Here is a 24,424-nt window from a genome sequence, read left to right on the forward strand (position 1 = left end):
ATGACTGACCCCGGTTGCCAGCTCTATCTGATCTCCCCGCTCGATGTCGGGGGGGATTTTCCGGATCGGCTGCGCGCCGCCCTGGAGGCGGGCCCGGTGGCGGCGTTCCAGTTCCGCGTCAAGGATATCGACCAGCACGCTGCGGCCAGGCTCGCCGCGCCGCTCCAGGCGATCTGCGTCGAGCATGACTGCGCGTTCATCGTCAATGACAGCATCGCGCTCGCCAAGCGACTTGGCGCAGACGGCGTGCATCTGGGGCAGGGCGATGGCGACCCGCGCGAGGCACGTGATGTGCTGGGTCGCGATGCGCAGATCGGCGTGACCTGTCATAACAGCCGCCATCTCGCGCTCGAGGCTGGCGAGGCGGGGGCGGACTATGTCGCCTTCGGCGCCTTCTATCCCAGTGAAACGAAGCAGGCCAAATACCAGGCCGAGCCCGAGATCCTGAGCTGGTGGTCTTCAATGATGGAACTACCCTGTGTCGCGATCGGCGGGATTACCACGGCGAATGCCGTACCGCTGGTGCAGGCGGGGGCGGATTTTCTGGCGGTATCAGGTGGGGTGTGGAGCCACCAGGATGGCCCGGCCTCAGCCGTGCGAGAGTTCCTTGCGATCATGGCCGAACACCGCCGTACAGACGCGGCCTGAGCTTTCCAACCGGGTCAGATAGCTAACAAAATCTGCCTCGAATTCCTCGACATCGGGCGTCCCTTCACCACGCCCCGAATGCGCCGAGGCAATCTCGTTGCGGGTGCGGCCGAAAATGCCGGCGGCGGGTGTCTTGATGCTGAACAAAGGCATGGTCGTCTGGTCCAATCCCCGGCGGCTTCATAGCAGCTTTGGGGCTCTCGTTGCTATACTATCTGCGATCTGCGTTAGATAGGAAGAAACCGTCATCTTGACGTCATATCGACAGGGATGCGTCTCCGCACGACCGATGCGATCTGTCCGCACCGAACGTATGCAAACGCGAGCCAAAGCGCTTGCCATGCCCGCATCATGCGCCTAGAGGGCCTGTCCATTCCCTGAAATCCAACGGAAACGAGCCTCGCATGAAGATCAGCGGTGTCGATATTCGCCCCGGTAACATTCTGGAACATGAAGGTGGCATCTGGAAGGTTGCCAAGATTCAGCACACCCAGCCCGGCAAGGGCGGTGCCTTCATGCAGGTCGAGATGAAGAATCTCGAGGACGGCCGCAAGACCAACATCCGTTATCGCAGCGCCGACACGGTCGAGAAGGTCCGGCTCGATACCAAGGATTTCCAGTTCCTGTTCGCCGATGGCGACGATTATGTCTTTATGGACCAGGAAACCTACGACCAGATCACCATTGCAGCCAAGTTGCTGGGTGATGAAGCCGCCTTCCTGCAGGATGGGATGCAGGTCACGCTCGAGCTCTATGACGAGCGCCCGATCTCGGTTCAGCTGCCCGATACGATCGAAGCGACGATCGTCGAGGCCGATGCGGTGGTGAAGGGGCAGACGGCCTCGTCGAGCTACAAGCCTGCGATCCTCGACAATGGCGTGCGCGTCATGGTGCCGCCGCATATCAGCAGCGGTACGCGCATTGTCGTCGACGTTTACGCCAAGGAATATGTCCGCAAGGCGGACTGATCGGACCTGTATTCATGCCTGCCATTTCAGCCATCATCCGTGTCATGGAAAGCGCCGCGCGCAAGGCCGGCGGCCGCCTGCGGCGTGACTTTGGCGAGGTGGAGCATCTCCAGGTCTCGAAAAAGGGCCCGGCGGATTTCGTGTCCAAGGCCGACCAGCATGCCGAACGCGTGCTCTATGACGAACTGAGCAAGGCGCGTCCGGGCTGGGGTTTCCTGCTCGAAGAGGGCGGTGACATCCCCGCCGAGCCCGGCAAGCCGCGGTTCATCATCGATCCGCTCGACGGCACCAGCAACTTCCTGCACGGCATTCCGCATTTTGCGATCTCGATCGCAGTCCAGGAACCGGCGCTCGACGGCAAGGGCTGGGGCGAGATCAGCGCAGCGCTGATCTATCAGCCGGTCACGGACGAAAGCTATTGGGCCGAAAAGTCGCGCGGTGCGTGGCTGCACGATCGCCGTCTGCGCGTGTCGGGCCGCCGCAATCTGAGCGAGGCGCTGATCGCCACGGGTATCCCGTTCCTCGGCCATGGCGACATGGCGGAATGGACGCGCATCTTCGGCGCGATTGCACCTGAAGTGGCAGGCATCCGGCGCTTTGGCGCCGCCTCGCTCGATCTTGCCTGGCTCGCCGCCGGCAAGTTCGACGGCTTCTGGGAAAGCGGTCTCAAGCCGTGGGACGTCGCTGCCGGCATATTGCTGGTGCGCGAAGCGGGCGGTTTCGTCACCGACTTCCGCGGCGGCAGCCAGCCGATGGAACGCCAGCAGGTGATTGCAGGCAACGACGCGCTGCATTCGCGCCTGCATAAGCTGCTGGTCGGCGCGCTGCGCTGAGCCTTCCCTGCAGGCAGTTTCCCGTCATTCCCGCGAACGCGGGAATCCCGCTATTGAATCCGACCGGGTGATAGTAGTGGGCCCCCCGCTTTCGCGGGGGTGACGGGTCAGAGCAGTCCGAACTATTCGGTCACGAAGCGTCGATATTGCTGCATCTGGTCGAGCCAGACGCTCAAATTCTCGTTGAACACCGCCTGCGGAATGCCGCCCTTGTCGGTGTCGACGTCCATCACCAGCACCGGATCATCCTCGTCGTCGCGATAGGCACGCACGAAGCGCTTTTTCGCGTTCCATTCGTTGAGCTTCTCGAGACTGAAACCCTTGCGGTCGTTGAAGCCGAAATAGAATTGCAGCGTCGCGCAATTGGTGCGGGCGTCATCGCAGTTCATCAGTGCGACCAGAAAGGGCATGTCGTCATAGGCGCTGCGGATATAGGGATTGCCCTCTCCCTGCTTCAGTTCGCTCGGCAGACCGCGCGCCTTCAGCACTGCCTCGATGCTCTGTGGACTGCTTGCCATCACATTCTGCGCCTGAGCGGGCAGGGCCGTGACCGCCGCGAGCACGGCGGCTGCAAGAACTCCCGAACGATACCCCTTCATTATGCCGATTCCCTCCATTTTGCCGGTGCATGCTGCGGCGCAACGATGCACTAGCCCGGCAACCCTGTTCCGATTGTGCCGAAACGCACAGAAATGCGCAACTTTTCGTCGCTTTCTGCCCTGTAACCTGTGCGTCAAAAAAGGGGGTGATCCGGCTTGCGATAGGCGGTCCGCTGGCCTAAAGACGCCCCAAGCAACACGCACGAATGGGACGCGCGCATGGCCGAATATCTGCCGATCCTGCTGTTCCTGGCGGTCGCTCTGCTCTTGTCGGTGGCGTTTGTCTTTCTGCCGATCGGGGTATCGCGGCTCACAGGAGCGCACAAACCGACTGTCGCCAAACTGAGCGAATATGAATGCGGCTTTCCCGCGTTCGAGGATTCGCGCAGCCAGTTCGACGTCCGCTTCTACCTCGTCGCCATCCTGTTCATCATCTTCGATCTTGAAGCCGCGTTCCTGTTCCCCTGGGCAGTCTCGCTGGAACAGATCGGCTGGGCCGGCTGGCTCACGATGATGGTGTTCCTTTTCGAACTGGTCATCGGCCTGATTTACGCATGGAAAGTGGGAGCACTCGATTGGGAGTAAATCCGCAAAATCCGGCGCTCGTCACCGGCACCTCCGGCGCGGTCGTTCCGCCTGCCGGGACGCTGCCTGACGCCGGTTTCTTCAACGACATCAATGCCGAAGTGTCGGACAAGGGCTTTCTGGTCACCTCGACCGAGGAGCTGTTCCAATGGGCACGCACCGGATCGCTCTGGTGGATGACCTTTGGCCTGGCCTGCTGCGCGGTGGAGATGATCCACGTCAACATGCCGCGCTACGACATGGAGCGCTTCGGCGTCGCGCCGCGCGCCTCGCCGCGCCAGTCGGACGTGATGATCGTCGCCGGGACCCTGTGCAACAAGATGGCTCCGGCGCTGCGCCGCGTCTACGACCAGATGTCCGAACCGAAATACGTCATTTCGATGGGCAGCTGCGCCAATGGCGGTGGCTATTATCATTACAGTTATTCGGTGGTGCGCGGCTGCGACCGCATCGTGCCGGTGGACATCTATGTTCCCGGCTGCCCGCCGACTGCCGAGGCTCTGCTCTACGGTGTGATGCAGTTGCAGCGCAAGATCCGCCGGGTCGGCACGATCGAACGCTGATTGAGAGTGAAGGGCCTGCTGTGGAGGCGGGCCGCGAACGATACGCACGTTAAGGGACGCACATGGGACATTCGGCGCCACGCTATGCCGTTCTCGATGGCCTGGGCGATGCTGTCGCCGCCACGCTGGGCAACCGGCTGCTGGCGACGCGCTTCACCCAGGGCGAGTATTGCTTCACCGTCCGCCGTGAGGCGGTGGCGGAGGCGCTCGACCTGTTGCGTGACGTTCACGAGTATCAACAGCTCATGGAGATCGCGGGCGTCGATTATCCCGACCGTGCCGAGCGGTTCGAAGTCGTCTACTGCCTGCTCAGCCTGACGAAGAACCACCGCATCCGCGTCGCGTGCACTACCGACGAGGACACCCCGGTGCCGACCGTCACCCATATCTGGGAAGTGGCCGGCTGGCTCGAGCGCGAAGTGTACGACATGTACGGCGTGATCTTTGCCGGAAACCAGGACCTGCGGCGCATCCTCACCGATTACGGCTTCCGCGGTCACCCCTTCCGCAAGGATTTTCCGCTCACCGGCTATAGCGAGATGCGCTATTGCGAAGAGCAGGGGCGCGTGGTCTATGAGCCGGTGAAGCTGGCGCAGGACTTCCGCAATTTCGACTTCACCTCGCCCTGGGAAGGTGCCGACTATGTGCTGCCGGGCGACGAGAAATCGCTGGGCGGGCCGCCGCAATCGCCGACGCCCAAGACGACCGACAAGCCGTCGGATACCGGCGCAGGCGCGGCTGCCAACAAGGAAGCCGCCAAGCCCAGCGAGAACGCACCCAAGGAGGATAAGGCGTGATGGCCGAGTCGCTTCAGGACATGACCGTCGACGGTCTGGTCGAACAGGATTCGACCACCGGCGATCTGGAAATCCAGAATTACACGATCAATTTCGGGCCCCAGCACCCGGCGGCGCACGGCGTGTTGCGCATGGTGATGGAGCTGGATGGCGAGATTGTCGAGCGCATCGATCCGCATGTCGGCCTGCTCCACCGCGGCACCGAAAAGCTGATCGAATACAAGACCTATCTGCAGGCGCTGCCTTATTTCGACCGGCTCGATTACTGCTCGCCGCTGGCGATGGAGTACAGCTATGTGCTGGCGATCGAGAAGCTGCTGAACCTCGAGGTGCCGCTGCGTGCCCAGTATCTGCGCGTGCTGTTCGCCGAGCTGACCCGCATCTGCAACCACATGCTCAACCTGGGCGCGCACGTGATGGACGTGGGCGCGATGACGCCCAACCTGTGGTTGTTCGAAATCCGCGAGGATTGCCTCAACTTCTTCGAACGCGCCTCGGGCGCGCGCATGCACAGCGCCTGGTTCCGTCCCGGCGGCGTGCATCAGGACGTGCCGCTCAAGCTGCTCACCGATCTGGCCGACTGGCTCGACACCTTCCCCAAGCTGTTCGAGGATTCGATGAGCCTGGTGGTCGACAACCGCATCTTCAAGCAGCGCAATGTCGATATCGCGGTGGTGTCGAAGGACGATGCGGTGCGCTGGGGCTTTTCCGGGCCGATGATCCGCGGCAGCGGCATCCCCTGGGATCTGCGCAAGTCGCAGCCTTATGATGTCTATGACCGGATGGAGTTCGACGTGCCCGTCGGCACGCGCGGCGACTGCTATGACCGGTTCATGGTCCGCGTCGAGGAAGTGCGCCAGTCCGCGCGGATCATGCGCCAGTGCCTCAACGAGATGCCCGACGGCCCGATCGCCTCGCTCGACCGCAAGGTGGTTCCGCCCAAGCGCGGCGAGATGAAGCAGTCGATGGAAGCGCTGATCCATCACTTCAAGCTCTATACCGAGGGCTTCCACGTTCCGGCGGGCGAAGTCTATGTCGCGACCGAGAGCCCCAAGGGCGAATTCGGCGTGTATCTGGTCAGCGACGGCACCAACAAGCCCTATCGCTGCAAGATCCGCCCGACCGCGTTCAGTCACCTTCAGGCGATGGAGTTCATGAGCAAGGGGCACATGCTGTCCGACGCGACCGCCATTCTGGGGGCGATCGACGTCGTGTTCGGGGAGTGCGACCGGTGATGGAACGGTTGGCCGTGGCCGAGGCGATGATTGCGCATTACAACGCGCAGGACGCCGATGCCTATGTCGCGCTGATGACCGAAAATGCCTGCGAGGCAGGCTATCGCGGTGCGGTGCTGCGCGAGGGGCGCGAAGGCGTGCGTTCAGGACTCAAGGCGATGTTTGCCGAATTTCCCGAGAACCGTGCCGACATTCTCTCGGGTCATGTGCTCGGCGAGACGGTGGTCCTGCACGAAAAGGTCTCGCGCTCGGCCGATGCCGAGCCGTTCGAAGTCATGTCGATCTACAGTTTTGAAGGCGACAAGGTGTCGCGTGTGGAGTTTGTCCGCTGATGGCTGACGCAGCCCATATCCCCGATGAAGCCGAAACCCGCGCCCGCTGGGGTGCGTTTGCGTTCACTGACGAGAATCTCGCCAAGGCGAAGACGATCATCGCGCGCTATCCCGACGGGCGTCAGCGCAGCGCGGTGATGCCGCTGCTCGATCTGGCCCAGCGCCAGGTGGGGGCGGAAACGCAGACCCAGGGCTGGCTGCCGGTCCCGGTGATCGAATATGTCGCCGCGATGCTCGATATGCCCTATATCCGCGCGTACGAGGTGGCGAGCTTCTACACGATGTACAATCTCGCGCCGGTGGGCCGCTATCATGTGCAGGTCTGCGGCACCACGCCGTGCCTGCTGCGCGGTTCGGACGATGTGATGGCCGCCTGCGCGAACAAGGGTCTCGTCAAGGGCAAGACCACGCCCGACGGCCTGTTCACGCTGACCGAGGTGGAGTGCATGGGCAATTGCGCCAATGCGCCCATGGTGCAGATCAACGACGACAATTTCGAGGATCTGGACTACGATCGCACGATCGGCATACTGGAAGCCTTGGCAGCGGGTGAGAGCCCCAAGCCGGGCACGCAGATTCCGGGCCGTCATACCAGCGAACCCGAAGGCGGGCCGACCACGCTCAAGCAGATGGTCGATGCCAATCACGACTATCGGGGTGAATGGGGATGACGACGCCGGTCAAGGCCGGGGTCCCGCTGCTCGGCATCATCTTTCTGGCGCTGGCGATCTTCAAGTTCGTCCAGGGCGACGGATGGGTGGTCTGGGCGATTTTGGCGTTTTTGTTCGGCGGTTTCGGCATTTTCAGCCGCAGCCGCTCTGGAGGTAATCAGTCGTGAGTCTCGCTGACAAGGATCGCATCTTCACCAATGTCTACGGGTTCCAGCCCTGGAACCTGAAGGCGGCCGAAGCGCGCGGCGATTGGGACAAGACCAAGGACCTGATCGCCTGGGGTCAGGACCGGATCATTGACGAGGTCAAGGCATCGGGCCTGCGCGGACGCGGTGGTGCGGGCTTCCCCACCGGCATGAAGTGGAGCTTCATGCCCAAGGAATCGAAGGACGGGCGTCCGAGTTTCCTGGTCATCAATGCCGACGAATCCGAGCCGGGCAGCTGCAAGGACCGCGAGATCCTGCGCCACGACCCGCACAAGCTGATCGAAGGCGCGCTGATCGCCGGGTTCGCGATGCGTGCGCGCGCGGCCTATATCTATGTCCGCGGCGAATATATCCGCGAGGCCGAAGTGCTGCAGGCTGCGGTCGACGAGGCCTATGAGGCTGGGCTGATCGGCAAGAATGCCGCCAAGTCGGGCTATGATTTCGACGTGTTCGTCCATCGCGGTGCCGGCGCCTATATCTGCGGTGAAGAGACCGCGATGATCGAGAGCCTCGAGGGCAAGAAGGGCCAGCCCCGGCTCAAGCCGCCTTTCCCGGCGGGTGCCGGGCTTTATGGCTGCCCGACCACGGTTAACAATGTCGAATCGATCGCGGTGGTGCCGACGATCCTGCGCCGCAGCGCAGCCTGGTTCGCAAGCTTCGGTCGCGAGAACAACAAGGGCACCAAGCTGTTCCAGATCAGCGGGCATGTCGAAAAGCCCTGCGTGGTCGAGGAAGCCATGAGCATCCCGTTCCGCGAGCTGATCGACCGGCATTGCGGCGGCATTCGCGGTGGCTGGGACAATCTGCTGGCGGTGATTCCCGGCGGATCGTCGGTGCCGCTGGTGCCTGCCGCGCAGATCATCGACGCACCGATGGATTTCGACGGCCTCAAGGACGTCGGATCGGGTCTCGGCACTGCCGCGATCATCGTCATGGACAAGTCGACCGACATCGTTCAGGCGATCAGCCGACTGAGCTATTTCTACAAGCATGAGAGCTGCGGCCAGTGCACGCCGTGCCGCGAAGGCACCGGCTGGATGTGGCGCGTCATGGAGCGCATGCGCACCGGCGATGCCGATCTCAGCGAAATCGATACGCTTTACGAAGTCACGAAACAGGTCGAAGGGCACACCATCTGCGCTCTGGGCGATGCTGCCGCCTGGCCCATCCAGGGCCTGATCCGGCATTTCCGCCCCGAGATGGAACGCCGCATCATCGAGAAGCAGGGTACTGGTTCAATGATGGAGGCTGCAGAATGAGGAAGTTTGCAAAGGCGACACTGGCCGTGCTGGCCATGGCATCGATGACCTCTCCGGCGCTGGCGACCGGCGCCGGCTGGTGGAACATGCCTGACGAGGCGGTCAAGACCTCGCTCAAGCGCACAGCGCTGGGCGGGGCGGACACGATGCGCGCCTTTGCCCTCTGTGCGGTCAAGCGGAACCCCAAATATGTCGAGGCGCTGCTGGCCACGACCCAGGGCAGCCTGGAAGAACGGGCCGCTTCGCGCAGTCTGACCAATGCCAATTTCGATTGCATGCCCTCCGGCGAGTTCACGCTGGGCGGTCTTTCGGTGCGCGGTAGCCTTGCCGAAGCGATGTTCTGGACGCGCTATGCCGACGCCAATGTCGACGCGCTGAAGGTGCGCAGCGACGAGAAGGGCGAGAAGGAACGCTTTGCCGACTGCGCAGCCGATGGCAGCCTGGACGATGTGCGTGCGCTGATCGCGACCGCGCCGAAGAGCAAGGATGAAGGCGAGGCGCTCAACGCGCTGATGCCGCGTCTGCGCGATTGCATTGCCAAGACCAGCTTCAGCTCGATGGACAATGCCTCGGCGCGTTCGCTGGTGGCAGAGGCGCTGTATCGCGCAGCCAAGCGCGGTGCGGTGAGCTGATCGTTATGCCGCTCCTCGGCTTTTCCCTGATGGTAGCCTCAGCGCTTGCCGTGCCTGCTCAGGCAGGTGCGGCAGAGCCTGCACTGGTGCCCAAGCAACAGGTCGTGTCCGAATTTGCCGCCTGTGTGCTGGAGCAGCAGCCCGAGCGCGTCCGCGCGCTGCTGGCGAGCGAGCAGGGGAGCGACGAAGAACGCAGCGTTGCCAAGCGTCTGATGGAAGGCACGGCCAGCTGTACGCGCGGCCGCGCTTTCATCACCATGCGCACGGGAGAGGCACGCGGCGCTTTGGCCGAAGCTGTGCTCAAGGCGGATGCCGGACTGGCGGGATATGCCGATGGTCTGGGCGTGCAGGATTTCGCCCGCCCCACCGAAACCACCGGGCGGAAGTTCGTGATCGCCTATGGCCAGTGCCTTGCCGCGCGGTCGCCTTCGCAGGCGCGTGCGCTGATTGCGACCGATTATGACTCGGCGGCGGAACGCGACGCGATGATGGGCTTCGCTGCCGCGCTCAAGGACTGCATGCCCACCGGGCTTGCCTATCAGATCAACATCCGCGACGTGCGCAATCACGTCGCCTCTGCATTGTACGACCGGGCGCTGGCCGCGTCCGGTGGTGGAGACAAGAATGCCTAAGCTTACCGTCGACGGGATCGAGGTCGAAGTCCCCCAGGGGGCGACCGTGCTGCAGGCCTGTGAGGCCGCGGGCAAGGAAATCCCGCGCTTCTGCTATCATGAGCGGCTCAGCATCGCCGGCAACTGCCGCATGTGCTTGGTCGAGGTGAAGCCCGGACCGCCCAAGCCGCAGGCGAGCTGCGCGCTGCCCGCGATGGACAATCAGGAAGTCCGCACCAACTCCGACATGGTGAAGAAGGCGCGCGAAGGCGTCATGGAATTCCTGCTGATCAACCATCCGCTCGATTGCCCGATCTGCGATCAGGGCGGCGAGTGCGACCTGCAGGACCAGTCGGTGGCCTATGGTCGCGGCGGATCGCGCTATGACGAGAACAAGCGCGCCGTTACCGAAAAGTACATGGGCCCCATCATCAAGACGGTGATGACCCGCTGCATCCACTGCACCCGCTGCGTGCGCTTTGCCGAGGAAGTGGCCGGCACCGAGCAGATCGGGGCTATCGGTCGTGGCGAGAACATGCAGATTACCAGCTATCTGGAAAAGGCGGTCTCGTCCGAGCTTTCGGGCAATGTCATCGATCTGTGCCCCGTGGGTGCGCTGACCTCGCGGCCCTATGCCTATGAGGCGCGGCCGTGGGAGCTGAAGAAGACGCTCGGCATCGACGTGATGGACGCGGTCGGCACCAATATCCGCTTCGACAGCCGGGGCAGGGAAGTGCTGCGCGTGCTGCCGCGCGTCAATGACGACGTCAACGAGGAGTGGGCGCACGACAAGACCCGCTATGCGGTCGACGGCCTGATGCGCCGCCGTCTCGACAAGCCCTATGTCCGCCGCGACGGCAAGCTGGTTCCGGCGAGCTGGGGCGAAGCGTTCCAGGCGATTGCCGATGTGCAGGCCGGATCGAGCGTCGCGGCCGTCGCCGGCGATCTGCTCGATTGCGAAACCATGTTTGCCGCGCGCGAACTGCTTGGCCTGATGGGCTCGAGCCTGATCGAAGGTCGTCAGACCGGCCTGAAGTACGACGTGTCGAGCCTGGCTGCGGTCAATTTCAACTCGACGCTGAACGGCATCGAGACCGCAGACGCGATCCTGCTCGTCGGCACCAACCCGCGCTGGGAAGCGCCGCTGGTCAACACCCGCATCCGCAAGGCGATCAAGCACGGTGCCAAGGTGTTCGGCATCGGCGCCGAGATCGACCTCACCTACAAGGTTGAATGGCTGGGCAATGACATGGGCCTGCTGGCGAAGCTGCCCGGTGCGGTGGCCGATGCGCTGAAGGGCGCCAAGCGGCCCGCGATCATCCTGGGCGGTGGCGCGCTGGCGGTCGAAGGCGCGCATGGCGCGGCACTGGCGCTGGCAGAGAGCTTCAACCTGGTTCGCGATACCGAAGATGGTCCGTGGAACGGCTTCAACGTGCTGCACATGGCGGCATCGCGCATGGGTGGGCTGATGCTCGGATGGGCACAGCCCGGCGGCATGGCCGATCTGGTCGCCGCCAAGCCGAAACTGCTGTTCGCGCTGGGAGCGGACGAGGTGGATTTTGCCAAGTTCGATGGCAGCTTCAAGGTGTTCGTCGGCCATCATGGCGACAAGGGCGCGGCGGCAGCGGATGTCATCCTGCCCGCTGCGGCTTACCCCGAAAAGAACGGCACCTATGTCAATGTCGAGGGCCGTGTGCAGATGAGCGACAAGGCCGTGTTCGCGCCGGGCGATGCCCGCGAGGACTGGTCGATCCTGCGCGCGCTGTCCGAAGTGCTGGGTCACAAGCTGCCCTTCGACAGCTTTGCCGAGTGTCGCGCGGCGATGATCGCGGCGGTTCCGGCACTGGGTGTCGAGGGTCTGGCGCGCTATGACTGGGCGCCGCCCAAGCTCGCCGCCAGCCCGTCGGGCGAAGTCGGCTATCCGATCAAGGATTTCTACCTCACCAACGCCATCGCGCGCGCCTCGGCGACGATGCAGCGCTGCTCGGCTGAACTGCTGCACGGCGAAGAGATGCTGGAGGCCGCAGAATGACCGAGTTTTTCCAATCCGCATTGGGCACCGGCTGGGGCTGGTTCGTTGCCAATCTCATCCTGATCCTGCTGATCGCGCTGCCGGTGATGCTGTCAGTGGCGATCGTCATCTATTTCGACCGCAAGATCTGGGCGGCGATGGCTTTGCGGCGCGGGCCGAACGTCGTGGGCCCCTTCGGCATCCTGCAGAGCTTTGCCGATGCGGCCAAGGTGTTCCTGCAGGAAACGATCATCCCCTCGAGCGCCAACAAGGGCCTGTTCCTGCTCGCGCCGATCATCACCTTCACCGTGGCGCTCTTGAGCTGGGCGGTGATCCCGTTCGACCAGGACATGGTGCTCGCAGACATCAATGTCGGGCTGCTCTACATTCTCGCGGTGAGCTCGCTCGGCGTGTACGGCGTCGTGATCGCCGGCTGGGCGTCCAACTCCAAATATCCTTTCTTCTCGGCGCTGCGTGCGTCGGCGCAGATGATCTCTTACGAGGTGTCGATCGGCTTCATCATCGTGACCGTGGTGCTGTGGACTGGCAGCTTCAACCTCAACGCGATCGTCGAGGCGCAGCGCGGCCATGGGCTGGGCTTCATCAACTGGTACGGTTTCAACCTTCTGCTCTTCCCGATGGCGGTGATGTTCCTCATCTCGTCGCTCGCGGAAACCGCGCGCGCGCCGTTCGACCTCACCGAGGCGGAGAGTGAGCTGGTCGCGGGCTATCAGACCGAGTATTCGTCCATGGCCTTCGCGCTGTTCTGGCTGGGCGAATATGCCAACGTGCTGCTGATGTGCACGCTCAACGCGGTGCTGTTCTGGGGTGGCTGGCTGCCGCCGGTGGATTGGGCGCCGCTCTATGCCGTGCCGGGCATCTTCTGGCTGATCCTGAAGATCTCCGCCTTTTTCTTCATCTTCAGCTGGATCAAGGCGACCGTTCCTCGGTACCGCTATGACCAGCTGATGCGGCTGGGCTGGAAGGTGTTCCTGCCCATTTCGCTGCTGTGGATTTTCCTGGTGTCGGGTTACCTGATGCTGACGAGATACGGGGTCTGATAGACATGTTGCAGACGATCAAGGCGTTCACGCTCTATGAGTTCGTGAAGGCCCATGCGCTGACGCTGAAGTATTTCTTCAAGCCCAAGGCGACAATCAATTATCCGTTCGAGAAGAACCCGCTGAGCCCGCGTTTCCGCGGCGAGCATGCTCTGCGTCGCTATCCCAATGGCGAAGAGCGCTGCATCGCGTGCAAGCTGTGCGAGGCGGTGTGTCCGGCCCAGGCGATCACGATCGAGGCCGAACCGCGCGAGGACGGATCGCGGCGCACCACGCGCTACGATATCGACATGACGAAGTGCATCTATTGCGGTTTCTGCCAGGAAGCCTGCCCGGTCGACGCCATCGTCGAGGGGCCGAACTTCGAATATGCGACGGAAACCCGCGAGGAGCTGATCTACGACAAGGGCAAGCTTCTTGAGAATGGCGACAAATGGGAACGAGCCATTGCCGCCAACCTTGAAGCCGATGCCCCTTATCGTTAAGGCGCACTCGAATTCGATTCACGCACGGTTCCGTGTGTCCGCTGGGAGAGGCGGGCAGGGGCCTGAAACAAGACCAGCTCGATTGGGCGCATCGGGGGCTGTAAAGCTTTGATCCAGATTTTTGCCTTTTATCTGTTCGCATCGGTGGTGATTGCCAGCGGTGCGTTCACGATCCTCGCGCGTAACCCGGTGCACTCCGTGCTCTGGCTGATCCTTGCGTTCTTCAATGCCGCGGGCCTGATGGTCCTGATCGGCGCGGAATTCATCGCGATGCTGCTGGTCATTGTATATGTCGGCGCGGTCGCGGTGCTGTTCCTGTTCGTCGTGATGATGCTGGACATCGACTTTGCCGAGTTGCGTGGCGGTTTCATGAAGAACCTGCCGCTCGGCCTCGCGCTCGCCGCCGTATTCCTGGCCGAATTGGTGTTCGGCATCGGGGCTTACCGGGCGGGCAATATCGCGCTTGGCGAGCATTCGCTCAATCCTGCGCGCATGGGTGCCAGCAACATCCAGGCGGTCGGTGAACTGCTCTACACCCGCTACATCTTCCTGTTCGAAAGCGCGGGCGTCGTGCTGCTGGTCGCCATGGTCGGCGCGATTGTGCTGACGCACCGCAAGCGCGCCGGCGTCCGTCCGCAGAATATCGGCTCGCAGGTCCGTCGTCGTCCCGAAGACGCGACGCGCAATACCCAGCCTGCGGTTGGCCAGGGGGTCCAGCTATGATCGGCATCGAGCATTATCTGGTGGTCAGCTCCATCCTGTTCGTGATGGGCGTGCTGGGCATCTTCCTGAACCGCAAGAACGTGATCATCATCCTGATGGCGATCGAGCTCATCCTGCTCGCGGTGAACATCAATCTCGTCGCGTTCAGCGTCTTCCTGGGCGACATGGTGGGGCAGGTTTTCGCGATGTTCGTGCTGACCGTCGCCGCAGGCGAAGCGGCAGTGGGGCTGGCGATCCTCGTCATCTATTTCCGTGGCCGCGGTACGATCGCGGTTGACGATATCAACCAGATGAAGGGTTGAGGCACATGAGCATTACCCTCATCGTCTTCCTGCCGCTTCTGGCAGCGATCATCGCGGGCCTGGGCAACCGCATCATCGGCAACGTCCCGGCCAAGCTGGTGACAACCGCCGCCCTGTTCGTGGCGTGCGGCCTGTCCTGGCCGATCTTCCTCGGCTTCCTGTCCGGGTCGAGCACCGAATATGTCGTGCCCGTGCTGTCCTGGCTGCGCTCGGGCGACCTCCAGTTCGACTGGGCGCTGCGCGTCGACACGCTGACCGCGGTGATGCTGGTCGTCGTGACCTCGGTCTCGGCGCTCGTCCACCTCTACAGCTGGGGTTATATGGACGAGGATCCGGATCAGCCGCGCTTCTTCGCCTATCTCTCGCTGTTCACCTTTGCGATGCTGATGCTGGTGACCGCCGACAATCTCGTCCAGATGTTCTTCGGCTGGGAAGGCGTGGGCCTCGCCTCGTACCTGCTGATCGGCTTCTGGTTCCGCAAGCCAAGCGCCAATGCGGCCGCGATCAAGGCGTTCGTCGTCAACCGCGTCGGCGATCTTGGCTTCATGATGGGCATTTTCGGCACCTTCCTGGTGTTCGGCACCGTTTCGATCCCCGCGATCCTCGAAGCCGCACCCGGCATGCAAGGCGCGACCATCGGCTTCCTCGGTGGCCGCTTCGACCTGATGACCGTCCTGTGCCTGCTGCTGTTCATCGGCGCGATGGGCAAGTCGGCGCAGCTTGGCCTGCACACCTGGCTGCCCGACGCGATGGAAGGCCCGACCCCGGTTTCGGCGCTGATCCATGCCGCGACCATGGTGACCGCAGGCGTATTCATGGTCTGCCGCCTGTCGCCGATGTTCGAAACGAGCCCGACCGCGCTCACCGTCGTGACCGTCGTCGGCGCGTGCACCGCACTGTTCGCCGCGACGGTCGGCCTGGTGCAGACCGATATCAAGCGCGTCATCGCTTATTCGACCTGCTCGCAGCTCGGCTACATGTTCTTCGCAGCGGGCGTCGGTGCCTATGGTGCGGCGATGTTCCACCTGTTCACGCACGCCTTCTTCAAGGCGCTGCTATTCCTCGGCGCTGGCTCGGTTATCCATGCGATGCACCACGAGCAGGACATGCGCTATTATGGCGGCCTGCGTAAGCATATCCCGCTCACCTTCTGGGCGATGATGGCGGGCACGCTGGCGATCACCGGCGTCGGTATCGTGGGCGTCGCAGGCTTTGCCGGTTTTTATTCGAAGGACGGCATCATCGAGGCTGCGTTCGCAAGCGGGACCCAGGTTGGCCAGTTCGCCTTCACTATCGGGGTGTTCGCGGCGCTGCTGACCAGCTTTTACAGCTGGCGCCTGATCTTCCTCACCTTCTTCGGAACGCCGCGCTGGATCGAATCCGAGCATATCCAGCACAGTGTCCACAAGACCCCGGCGCAGGCCGGCGCGGACACCACGGGCGGCTATCATCCGCATGAAAGCCCGCTGCCAATGCTGATCCCGCTGGGCGTGCTGACCGTGGGCGCCGTAGCCGCAGGTTTCGTCTTCCACCATGCGTTCATCGATGCCGAGCACGGCGCAGCGTTCTGGAACGGCAGCCTGTTCTTCAACGCGCACCTGATGCACGAGATGCACGAGGTTCCGCTCTGGGTGAAGCTCGCCTCGACCGTTGCGATGCTGATCGGCCTGGTTACCGCGATCCTGATGTATCTGGTGAACAACAGCCTTCCGGCCAAGCTCGCCAGTGCGCTGTCACCGCTCTACCGGTTCTTCCTCAACAAGTGGTATTTCGACGAATTGTACAACCACATCTTCGTCAAGCCGAGCTTCGCGCTGGGCCGCTTCTTCTGGAAGGTCGGCGACGAGGGCACGATCAACCGCTTCGGTCCCGATGGGGCGGCGGTTCTGGTCTCGTCGGGCAGCCGCGTGGCGATGAAGCTGCAATCGGGTTTTCTCTACAGTTATGCGCTGGTGATGCTGATGGGCCTTGTGGCCGCGCTGACCTGGCTGATGGTGCGCTGACATGAACGAACTGGGCTTTCCTATCCTGTCGCTGATGCTCGCCGTGCCGATGGCGGCGGCTGTTGCGTGCCTGTTCGTCAGCGCCAATGCCGCGCGCTGGATCGCGCTGCTCGCGACGCTGGTCGATCTGGCGCTGGGCATCGTGCTGTGGATGAATTTCGATATCGGCGGCGCGCAGTGGCAGTTCGTCGAGAAAGCGGCTTTGTTCGACCGCTTCAGCTGGGCGCTGGGCATCGACGGCATCGCCCTCATGCTCATCATGCTCTCGGTCTTCCTGATGCCGATCTGCATCGGCGCGAGCTGGGAAGCGATCGAGACGCGCGTCGGCGAATACATGGCCGCGTTCCTGCTGATGGAAGTGCTGATGATCGGCGTCTTCGCCGCGCAGGACATCTTCCTGTTCTACATCTTCTTCGAGGCCGGCCTGATTCCGATGTACCTGATCATCGGCATCTGGGGCGGTGCGAACCGCATATACGCCAGCTACAAGTTCTTTCTCTTCACCCTGCTCGGATCGGTGCTGATGCTGATCGCGATGTTCTGGATGGTGAACGAGGCGGGAACGTCCGACATTCCGACGCTGATGGCCTATGACTTCCCGGTTGAGGCGCAGGCGTGGCTCTGGCTCGCCTTCTTCGCCAGCTTTGCGGTCAAGATGCCAATGTGGCCGGTTCACACGTGGCTGCCCGATGCGCACGTGCAGGCACCGACCGCCGGTTCGGTGATCCTTGCCGGCGTACTGCTCAAGATGGGCGGCTATGGCTTCATCCGCTTCTCGCTGCCGATGTTCCCGGAAGCCTCGGTCGATTACATGTGGCTTGTGCTCGCGCTGTCGATGGTCGCGGTCGTCTATACCTCGCTGATCGCGCTTGTGCAGAGCGACATGAAGAAGCTGATCGCCTATTCGTCGGTTGCGCACATGGCGATCGTCACCGTGGGCCTGTTCGCGTTCAATCGCCAGGGCCTGGAAGGCGCGCTGGTGGTGATGCTGAGCCACGGTCTGGTCTCGGGCGCGCTGTTCCTGTGCGTCGGCGTGATCTACGACCGTCTGCACACCCGCGAGATCGACCGGTACGGCGGCCTTTCGATCAACATGCCGCGCTATGCGCTGCTGTTCCTGCTGTTCACCATGGCCTCGATCGGCCTGCCGGGCACCAGCGGCTTCGTTGGCGAGTTCCTCTCGCTGGTCGGCGTCTATGAAGTGTCGAGCTGGGCTGCGATCGTCTGCACTACCGGCATCATCCTGGGCGCGGCTTACATGCTCTATCTTTACCGCCGCGTGGCCTATGGTGTGATCAAGTCGGATGACGTTGCCGCCATGCCCGACCTTAACAAGCGCGAGATCGCGCTGCTCCTCCCCATCGCGCTCGTCGTGCTGTGGATGGGCGTGTACCCCGAAAGTTTCATGGCGCCGATGCGCAAGGACGTGGGCGCGCTCGAAGCGCGGCTCGCCTCGGTCAAGCCTGCGGGTGACGCGCAGGTGAAGATGGGCAAGGCGCCTGCGCTGATGCCCGCCGCCCATGCTGAAGAAGGCCATCACTGATGAATTACGAACTCTGGTTCCAGCTGGCCTCGCCGGAAATCGTCCTCAGCCTTTCCAGTCTCGTCCTGCTGCTGATCGCGGCCTGGGGCGGCGTGCAGTCGTCGCGTCTGGTCAGTGTGCTGACCGTCGTCGCGCTGTTCGGCGCGCTGGCGCTGTCGTTCAACTTCCTGCTGAACCCGTCGTTTGCTGAAGGCGCCGACGCATTTTACGGCCAGTATCGCATGGACCGCTTCGCCTCGCTGTCGAAGATCCTGGTGTTCCTCTCCGCGATCGGCTGCATCATCGTCGCGCCCAAGTTCTTCGCGCGCGGCAATCTGATGCGCCCTGAATATCCGATCCTCATCCTGTTCGCGTCGATCGGCATGGGGCTGATGGTCTCGGCGGTCGATCTGCTGACGCTCTATGTCGGCCTCGAGATGCAGAGCCTTGCCGCCTATGTGCTGGCGAGCTTCCTGCGCAGCGACGATCGCTCGGCTGAGGCGGGGCTCAAGTATTTCGTGCTTGGCGCACTGGCGAGCGGCATCCTGCTGTTCGGCATGTCGCTGCTCTACGGCTTTACCGGCACCACCAGCTTCATCGGCATCCAGACCGCCTTTGCCGATGGCGTATCGACCGGCGCGCTGTTCGGGATCGTCTTCGTGCTCTCGGGCTTGGCGTTCAAGATCAGCGCGGTGCCGTTCCACATGTGGACCCCCGACGTCTATGAAGGCGCGCCGACCCCGGTGACCACCTTCTTCGCCACCGCACCCAAGGTCGCCGCGATGGCGCTGACCATGCGCGTCGCGATCGAGGCATTCGGCGGCCAGCAGGCGGTGTGGCAGCAGATCGTGATCTTCGTCGCGCTCGCCTCGATCATCCTTGGCGGTGTCGCGGCGATCGGGCAGACCAACATCAAGCGCCTGCTCGCCTATTCGTCGATCAACAATGTCGGCTTCATCCTGATCGGCCTCGCCACCGGAACCGAAGCCGGCGCGTCGGCGATGATGACCTATCTCATCATCTATGTCGCGATGACGCTGGGCAGCTTCATCTGCGTGCTCGACCTGAACGATCGCGAAGGCCGCCCGGTGGAAGAGATTGCCAAGCTGGCAGGCCTGTCGAAGACGCGTCCGGGTCTGGCCGCTGCACTCGCCGTGTTCATGTTCAGCCTCGCGGGCATTCCGCCGCTGTTCGGCTTCTGGGGCAAGTTCGTGGTGTTCGATGCTGCGGTCGCCGCCGGCCTGATCCCGCTCGCCGCTATCGGTATCGCCGCTTCGGTGATCGGCGCGTTCTATTATCTCAAGGTCGTCAAGGTCATGTATTTTGACGAACCCGCCGACGTCATCGCGCCGAGCGATTCCACCGCGCGCATGGCGCTGGTGACGCTGACCGCGCTCTTCGTCTCGCCGCTCGGCTATTTCGCCACGCTGGCGCTCAGCCCGGTCACGGCTGGTGCTGCCAAGGCACTGTTCTGGGCAGCGTGATCGAAACGGTCGCGCTGACCGGCTCCACCAATGCCGATATGATGGTGCGCGCCGATACGGGCGCGCCCGAAGGCCTTTGGCTGCGTGCCGAGCAACAGGACGGGGGCAGGGGACGGTTGGGCCGGCAATGGCTGAGCCCGATCGGCAACCTGTACTGCAGCACGCTCGTGCGGCTTCGCCTCAACGATCCGCCGGCGCATCTGCTCGCCTTCGTCACCGCGCTCGCGGTGCATGATACCGTGCTCCAGATCCTGCCCGATTGTGGTGCACGACTAAAATGGCCCAATGACGTGCATGTCGATGGCGCAAAGCTCGCGGGCATCCTGCTCGAACGGCGCGGCGATGCGGTCGTGGTCGGGATCGGCATGAATGTCGCGCTTGCCCCGGATGTGCCCGGACGCAAGGTCACGTGTCTGCGCGATCTTGGAGCCCTGGCGCAGATCGATGCGGCGGCAGTCATCGAGCTGCTCGCCGATCGGTTCGCCACCAGGCTCGCGCAATGGCGTTCGGTGTCGTCTGCAACGCTGCTTGATGTCTGGTGCGCCGCCGCGCATAAGCCCGGCGAGGCGATGGCGGTCCAGCGCGGACCTGGCGACCGCCTGGAAGGGGTTTTCGATGGCCTGGCTGCCGATGGCGCATTGCGACTGCGCCTGGCCGACGGTCGATCGGAGACGATCAGCGCTGGAGATGTCGATCTTGTCGGTTGATACCGTGGGTTTCTAACGAGGGGTGTGCGAAATGCTGCTTGCGATTGATGTCGGCAACACCAATGCCGTGTTCGCCCTGTTCAACGGCCGTACGATCAAGGCGCGCTGGCGGATTTCGACCGACCCCAGGCGGACGGCGGACGAATACGCTGTCTGGCTCAACCAGCTGCTCGCGATCGAGGGCTTTGTCCGGCAGGACATCGCGAATGTCATCATCTCGACGGTGGTGCCGCGCGCGCTGCACAATCTGCAGATGCTCTCGCGCAAGTATTTTGATGTCGAGCCGCTGGTCGCGGGGGTGGAGCCGGCGGACTGGCGGATCCAGATCGATGTCGACGAACCGCGCTCGCTGGGGGCGGACAGGGCGGTCAACACCATCGCCGCGCACGCATTGCACCCCGGTGATCTGATCGTCATCGACTTTGGCACCGCAACCACCTATGACGTCGTGGACTATACCGGTGCTTACAAGGGCGGCATCATCGCGCCAGGCATCAACCTGTCGCTCGACGCCTTGGTCAGCGCAGCGGCCAAGCTGCCGCGCATCGCCATCGAGATACCGGATACCGACGGATCGGTGATCGGACGCAATACCGAAGACCAGATGCAGATCGGCGTCTTCTGGGGCTATGTCGCGATGATGGAAGGGCTGGTGGCCCGGATGCGCGCGGAAATCGGCCGCCCCGCCAAGGTGATCGCCACCGGCGGGCTGGCAGTGCTGTTCGATCGGCACACGACGATATTTGATGCGGTCGAACCGGACCTGACGCTTCAGGGGCTGGCCATGATCGCCGAAAGGGCTTTTTGACTAGATGACACCCGGTAAAGAATTGTTGTTCCTGGCCCTTGGCGGGTCGGGCGAGATCGGCATGAATGCCAATCTCTATGGCTGTGATGGCAAATGGGTCATGGTCGATCTGGGCATGACATTCAGCGATCCCGCCTATCCGGGTGTCGAACTCGTATTTCCCGATCTCGAGTTCATCGAGGAGCGCGCCGAGGACCTGCTGGGCATCGTGCTGACGCATGGGCATGAGGACCATATCGGTGCGCTGCCCTATCTGGCGGCAGACCTGGGCGTGCCGCTTTTCGCCACGCCGTTCACCGCCGATCTGATCCGCCGCAAGCTGGAAGAGCAGGGACTGGTCAACGACGTCACGCTCAATGTCGTCGAGAATGACGGCAGCCTGCAGCTTGGCCCCTTCGGCTTCCGCTATCTGCCGCTTGCGCACTCGATCGCCGAAGGCAATGCGCTGCTGATCGACACGCCTTATGGCCGCGTCTTCCATACCGGCGACTGGAAGCTTGACGACGAGCCGCTGATCGGCGTGCCCTCGACGCCGGAGGCGCTGACGAAGCTGGGCGACGAAGGCGTGCTCGCACTCGTCTGCGATTCGACCAATGTGTTCAATCCCGAAAGCTCGGGCTCCGAAGGCGAGGTGCGCGATGCGCTGATCGCTGCGGTCAAGCCGCTCAAGGGCCGGGCGCTGATTACAACCTTCGCCTCGAACGTCGCGCGGCTGCACACGCTGGGCGAGGTTGCGCGTGCGACCAACCGTCAGCTGTGCGTCGCCGGGCGCTCGCTCGACAGGATCATCGCCGTCGCCAAGGCGAACGGCTATCTGCTCGACCTGCCCGAACTGGTCGATTTCGACACCGCCATGGGCCTGCCGCGGCGCGAGATACTGATCGTCGCTACCGGCGGGCAGGGCGAGCCGCGTGCCGCGTTGGCGCGCGTTGCCGAGGGCAATCACCAGATCAAGCTGGAAGAGGGTGACACCGTGCTCTTCTCGTCCAAGGTCATTCCGGGCAACGAGATCGCCATCGGCCGCATCCAGAACCGGCTCGCGGCGGACGGCATCCAGATGATCACTGATCGCCAGGCCGATATCCATGTCTCGGGCCATCCCGGACGTCCCGAGCTCGAAGAGATGTACCGCTGGATCCGTCCGAAGGTGCTGGTGCCGGTGCATGGCGAAATGCGCCACATGGCCGAACAGGCGCGGCTTGGGCTCGAGCTCGGCATTCCGCATGCCGTCGTCCAGAAGAACGGCGATCTCGTCCGCCTCGCGCCGGGCGAACCGGGCGTGATCGGGCACGAGCGTGCCGGACGGCTGGTGCTCGACGGCGATGTCATCCTGCCCGCCGATGGCCTGACCATGGGTGAGCGGCGCAAGCTGGCGCTGAACGGGCAGGTCAGTGTCGCGGTTGCGCTCAACGGCAAGGGTCGTCTCGTCGGCGATCCGGTGCTGCGTCCGTTGGGTCTGCCTGTCGAGGATGATCTCGACGCGTTCATTGCCGAGGCGGTGGAAGACGTGCGCGAAGCGATTGAAAAGCCGTCGCCCAAGGGCAAGGGCAAAGGGCGGGGACCTCAGACCAGCGATGACGTGCAGGAGGCGATCCGTCTTGCCGTGCGCCGTGCGGCGACCCGCTGGACAGGCAAGAAGCCCGTAGTCACGGTCTTGATGATCGAGGCGGGCTGACCCATTTTGAGAGCGGTGATCAGGGGCATTTCGACATGAGTTGGACGAGCATTCTTGCCATCTATCTGTTGTTCTGGGTCATCACGGCCTTTGTGGTAATGCCTTTCGGCGTGCGCACCGCAGACGAGATGGGTGTTGAGAAAGTGCGCGGCCAGGCGGACAGTGCGCCGGCCAATTTCAAGCCGCTCAAGGTCATGGCGATCACCACCGTGATCTCCGCAGCCGCCTTCGGGCTGTTCTATGCCAATTACATGAATGGCTGGATCGGCCCGGACGATGTGAACATCTTTGGCAAGCCCCCAGGTGCAGAATAGGTCATTCGTCGCACAATGCACGATTTCTGCAATTGCCATGCGACTTTTGCAGCATTTGCTGTTATAGGATCGTCATCGCGCGATCCTGATCCCAAGCCTACGCGCGACTGAGAGACCTGCGGCATCGCTGCTCCACGCTCTTGCTTGTACAGCAAATTGAGCGACAGCCTTGCCCGACATCAATCAGCTCTTCCAGAATCTCCACATCGCGCAGCTGCGCGCGCTTTACGCCCCTACCGGCGGCGAGCGCGAGACGCAGCGCGGGCATGTGCGGCATCATCGTGCGCAATTGCACGTCCACGCTTACCCTCAGCCCGGCAGCTTCCTGCCCTGCTGACGCCATCGGAGCGTGTCCTTCATGGGCGCGCTCTTCTTCCCTCGCAATGGCCGGAGCCGGGCGTTGCAGGGGTCGCAATCGAACTTCCGGCTCCAACCGCGCGGCAAGGATTGTCCACAACATTCGTGGCCTGCTGCGTTCTACTCTTAAGGAAATGACTATGCCTATTGGCACCGTAAAGTTTTTCAACGCCGACAAGGGCTATGGCTTCATCCAGCCCGATGACGGCGGTAACGACGCGTTCGTGCACATCAGCGCGGTCGAAGCGTCGGGCATGCACACGCTCGATCGCGACCAGCGCGTGAACTTCGAGCTGGAACAGGACCGTCGTGGCAAGATGGCGGCTGTCCGCCTGTCCTCGGCAGCCTGATCGTCTGCGTGCAGCCTGCGGGGCGGCTATGCCGCTTCGCAGGCCCACGGGACTCTGCGGACCCCATCCGCAAACGTTTACACTGACTTAATGTGTCGGTGCTATGGTGGCTCATCCGGAAGGGGCTGCCTGCATGCTCGACAAGTTTTTGCAAGATCACGCCGTATTGCGGCAGATGGGCGAAAGTCTGATCGCCCTGCTCGACCTTCCTGAAATGCCCGACCCGCAGGAACTTGCGGAGAGACGCTGGCGGCTCAGCAGCCATGTCATGCAGCATCTCGCGCTCGAAGACCGCTATCTCTATGCCAAGCTTCTCAGCGATCCGCGGCCCGATGTCCGTGCGAAGGGCGAGTGCTTTCAACAGGAATTGTCCTCGCTATTCGGCGACTATGTCGAACAGGGCAAATACTGGACGCAGGAGCGTATTGCCGCCGACTGGCATGGTTACCGGCACAAGGCCAAGCAACGCGTCCTGATCATGTTCGCTCGCGTCGACCGCGAAGAGACCGAACTGTTCCCGTTGATCGAGGACGCGACGATCGATGCCAGCACGAAGGTGCCGCACAGCACCAACTGGGCGCGCGATGCGTTTGCCATCAAGGATGCGATGGTCAACACGGCGGGCATCAACGCCGCCTGATCCTGGCTGTCTGATCCCAACCGCCGCTGCACGGTTTTCCCCG

30 protein-coding genes are annotated in these 24,424 nt (G+C 62.9%); 28 read left to right on the plus strand and 2 right to left on the minus strand.

The window, feature by feature from the left end; all coding sequences use genetic code 11:
• A complete protein-coding gene (gene thiE, locus AX735_RS02870) occupies positions 1 to 648 on the plus strand; it encodes a thiamine phosphate synthase (RefSeq protein WP_066275244.1) in 648 nt (215 codons plus the stop codon).
• Here the strand turns inward: thiE and AX735_RS02875 are convergent.
• Positions 589 to 801 carry a hypothetical protein gene (locus AX735_RS02875; RefSeq protein ID WP_066275247.1) on the minus strand — a complete coding sequence of 71 codons (213 nt, stop codon included), beginning with the start codon at positions 799 to 801 and terminating at the stop codon, positions 589 to 591. The genes thiE and AX735_RS02875 overlap by 60 nt on opposite strands.
• 251 nt (positions 802 to 1,052) lie before the next feature.
• On the opposite strand from AX735_RS02875, the gene efp reads away from it, so the two are divergent.
• Positions 1,053 to 1,616: an elongation factor P gene (gene efp, locus AX735_RS02880; RefSeq protein WP_060979698.1), complete on the plus strand. Its 564-nt coding sequence runs from the start codon at positions 1,053 to 1,055 to the stop codon at positions 1,614 to 1,616.
• 14 nt (positions 1,617 to 1,630) lie between these two features.
• Positions 1,631 to 2,449 (plus strand): inositol monophosphatase family protein, encoded by an 819-nt coding sequence (locus AX735_RS02885; RefSeq protein WP_066275252.1) that lies wholly within the window; start codon positions 1,631 to 1,633, stop codon positions 2,447 to 2,449.
• A gap of 122 nt (positions 2,450 to 2,571) precedes the next feature.
• Here the strand turns inward: AX735_RS02885 and AX735_RS02890 are convergent, their stop codons facing one another.
• A complete protein-coding gene (locus AX735_RS02890; RefSeq protein ID WP_066275255.1) occupies positions 2,572 to 3,048 on the minus strand; it encodes a YbjN domain-containing protein in 477 nt (158 codons plus the stop codon).
• A gap of 219 nt (positions 3,049 to 3,267) precedes the next feature.
• Between AX735_RS02890 and ndhC the strand changes: the two genes are divergently transcribed.
• The 25 genes from ndhC (at position 3,268) to AX735_RS03010 (ending at position 24,381) form a co-directional block, all read left to right on the plus strand.
• The gene (ndhC, locus tag AX735_RS02895) at positions 3,268 to 3,633 is read left to right on the plus strand and encodes an NADH-quinone oxidoreductase subunit A (RefSeq protein ID WP_060979695.1); all 366 of its coding nucleotides are present in this window, start codon (positions 3,268 to 3,270) and stop codon (positions 3,631 to 3,633) included.
• On the plus strand, positions 3,603 to 4,196 hold the full coding sequence (locus AX735_RS02900) for a NuoB/complex I 20 kDa subunit family protein (protein WP_230962368.1): 594 nt from the start codon (positions 3,603 to 3,605) through the stop codon (positions 4,194 to 4,196). Before ndhC ends, AX735_RS02900 begins: the two co-directional genes overlap by 31 nt.
• Before the next feature lie 62 nt (positions 4,197 to 4,258).
• A complete protein-coding gene (locus AX735_RS02905; RefSeq protein ID WP_066275259.1) occupies positions 4,259 to 4,993 on the plus strand; it encodes an NADH-quinone oxidoreductase subunit C in 735 nt (244 codons plus the stop codon).
• Positions 4,993 to 6,228, plus strand: coding sequence for an NADH-quinone oxidoreductase subunit D (locus AX735_RS02910; RefSeq protein ID WP_066275262.1), 1,236 nt, complete (start codon positions 4,993 to 4,995; stop codon positions 6,226 to 6,228). The genes AX735_RS02905 and AX735_RS02910 overlap by 1 nt, the downstream gene beginning before the upstream one ends.
• Positions 6,228 to 6,560: a nuclear transport factor 2 family protein gene (locus AX735_RS02915; RefSeq protein ID WP_066275265.1), complete on the plus strand. Its 333-nt coding sequence runs from the start codon at positions 6,228 to 6,230 to the stop codon at positions 6,558 to 6,560. Before AX735_RS02910 ends, AX735_RS02915 begins: the two co-directional genes overlap by 1 nt.
• Positions 6,560 to 7,231, plus strand: a complete 672-nt coding sequence (nuoE, locus tag AX735_RS02920) for an NADH-quinone oxidoreductase subunit NuoE (protein WP_066275268.1) — start codon at positions 6,560 to 6,562, stop codon at positions 7,229 to 7,231. Before AX735_RS02915 ends, nuoE begins: the two co-directional genes overlap by 1 nt.
• Positions 7,228 to 7,398 (plus strand): hypothetical protein, encoded by a 171-nt coding sequence (locus tag AX735_RS25575; RefSeq protein WP_167348228.1) that lies wholly within the window; start codon positions 7,228 to 7,230, stop codon positions 7,396 to 7,398. The genes nuoE and AX735_RS25575 overlap by 4 nt, the downstream gene beginning before the upstream one ends.
• Positions 7,395 to 8,696, plus strand: coding sequence for an NADH-quinone oxidoreductase subunit NuoF (gene nuoF, locus AX735_RS02925; RefSeq protein WP_066275270.1), 1,302 nt, complete (start codon positions 7,395 to 7,397; stop codon positions 8,694 to 8,696). Before AX735_RS25575 ends, nuoF begins: the two co-directional genes overlap by 4 nt.
• Positions 8,693 to 9,328, plus strand: coding sequence for a hypothetical protein (locus AX735_RS02930; protein WP_066275272.1), 636 nt, complete (start codon positions 8,693 to 8,695; stop codon positions 9,326 to 9,328). Before nuoF ends, AX735_RS02930 begins: the two co-directional genes overlap by 4 nt.
• A 29-nt stretch (positions 9,329 to 9,357) precedes the next feature.
• On the plus strand, positions 9,358 to 9,960 hold the full coding sequence (locus tag AX735_RS02935) for a hypothetical protein (protein WP_137775376.1): 603 nt from the start codon (positions 9,358 to 9,360) through the stop codon (positions 9,958 to 9,960).
• Positions 9,953 to 11,971 carry an NADH-quinone oxidoreductase subunit NuoG gene (gene nuoG, locus AX735_RS02940; RefSeq protein ID WP_066275276.1) on the plus strand — a complete coding sequence of 673 codons (2,019 nt, stop codon included), beginning with the start codon at positions 9,953 to 9,955 and terminating at the stop codon, positions 11,969 to 11,971. Before AX735_RS02935 ends, nuoG begins: the two co-directional genes overlap by 8 nt.
• On the plus strand, positions 11,968 to 13,011 hold the full coding sequence (nuoH, locus tag AX735_RS02945; protein WP_066275279.1) for an NADH-quinone oxidoreductase subunit NuoH: 1,044 nt from the start codon (positions 11,968 to 11,970) through the stop codon (positions 13,009 to 13,011). The genes nuoG and nuoH overlap by 4 nt, the downstream gene beginning before the upstream one ends.
• 5 nt (positions 13,012 to 13,016) lie before the next feature.
• Positions 13,017 to 13,496, plus strand: a complete 480-nt coding sequence (gene nuoI / locus AX735_RS02950; protein WP_066275282.1) for an NADH-quinone oxidoreductase subunit NuoI — start codon at positions 13,017 to 13,019, stop codon at positions 13,494 to 13,496.
• A gap of 108 nt (positions 13,497 to 13,604) precedes the next feature.
• On the plus strand, positions 13,605 to 14,219 hold the full coding sequence (locus AX735_RS02955) for an NADH-quinone oxidoreductase subunit J (RefSeq protein ID WP_066275284.1): 615 nt from the start codon (positions 13,605 to 13,607) through the stop codon (positions 14,217 to 14,219).
• Positions 14,216 to 14,521 carry an NADH-quinone oxidoreductase subunit NuoK gene (gene nuoK, locus AX735_RS02960; protein ID WP_017671024.1) on the plus strand — a complete coding sequence of 102 codons (306 nt, stop codon included), beginning with the start codon at positions 14,216 to 14,218 and terminating at the stop codon, positions 14,519 to 14,521. The genes AX735_RS02955 and nuoK overlap by 4 nt, the downstream gene beginning before the upstream one ends.
• A gap of 5 nt (positions 14,522 to 14,526) precedes the next feature.
• Positions 14,527 to 16,524: an NADH-quinone oxidoreductase subunit L gene (gene nuoL, locus AX735_RS02965; RefSeq protein WP_066275286.1), complete on the plus strand. Its 1,998-nt coding sequence runs from the start codon at positions 14,527 to 14,529 to the stop codon at positions 16,522 to 16,524.
• Between the two features lies 1 nt (position 16,525).
• Positions 16,526 to 18,067 (plus strand): NADH-quinone oxidoreductase subunit M, encoded by a 1,542-nt coding sequence (locus AX735_RS02970; protein ID WP_066275289.1) that lies wholly within the window; start codon positions 16,526 to 16,528, stop codon positions 18,065 to 18,067.
• A complete protein-coding gene (gene nuoN / locus AX735_RS02975) occupies positions 18,067 to 19,530 on the plus strand; it encodes an NADH-quinone oxidoreductase subunit NuoN (RefSeq protein WP_066275292.1) in 1,464 nt (487 codons plus the stop codon). Before AX735_RS02970 ends, nuoN begins: the two co-directional genes overlap by 1 nt.
• A complete protein-coding gene (locus AX735_RS02980) occupies positions 19,527 to 20,237 on the plus strand; it encodes a biotin--[acetyl-CoA-carboxylase] ligase (protein ID WP_082750892.1) in 711 nt (236 codons plus the stop codon). The genes nuoN and AX735_RS02980 overlap by 4 nt, the downstream gene beginning before the upstream one ends.
• Positions 20,238 to 20,268: 31 nt before the next feature.
• Entirely contained in the window at positions 20,269 to 21,045 is a 777-nt protein-coding gene (locus tag AX735_RS02985) for a type III pantothenate kinase (RefSeq protein ID WP_060979682.1), read from the plus strand.
• A 4-nt stretch (positions 21,046 to 21,049) separates the two neighbouring features.
• Entirely contained in the window at positions 21,050 to 22,720 is a 1,671-nt protein-coding gene (locus tag AX735_RS02990; protein ID WP_066275297.1) for a ribonuclease J, read from the plus strand.
• A gap of 35 nt (positions 22,721 to 22,755) precedes the next feature.
• The gene (locus tag AX735_RS02995; RefSeq protein ID WP_066275301.1) at positions 22,756 to 23,034 is read left to right on the plus strand and encodes a DUF1467 family protein; all 279 of its coding nucleotides are present in this window, start codon (positions 22,756 to 22,758) and stop codon (positions 23,032 to 23,034) included.
• A gap of 169 nt (positions 23,035 to 23,203) precedes the next feature.
• A complete protein-coding gene (locus AX735_RS24855; RefSeq protein ID WP_156447402.1) occupies positions 23,204 to 23,371 on the plus strand; it encodes a hypothetical protein in 168 nt (55 codons plus the stop codon).
• A 160-nt stretch (positions 23,372 to 23,531) separates the two neighbouring features.
• Positions 23,532 to 23,741 carry a cold-shock protein gene (locus AX735_RS03005; protein ID WP_031317999.1) on the plus strand — a complete coding sequence of 70 codons (210 nt, stop codon included), beginning with the start codon at positions 23,532 to 23,534 and terminating at the stop codon, positions 23,739 to 23,741.
• A gap of 133 nt (positions 23,742 to 23,874) precedes the next feature.
• Entirely contained in the window at positions 23,875 to 24,381 is a 507-nt protein-coding gene (locus AX735_RS03010) for a hemerythrin domain-containing protein (protein WP_137775377.1), read from the plus strand.
• Positions 24,382 to 24,424: the final 43 nt, after the last annotated feature.

It is taken from the genome of Blastomonas sp. CCH1-A6 (assembly GCF_001556365.1).
Taxonomy (GTDB): domain Bacteria; phylum Pseudomonadota; class Alphaproteobacteria; order Sphingomonadales; family Sphingomonadaceae; genus Blastomonas; species Blastomonas ursincola.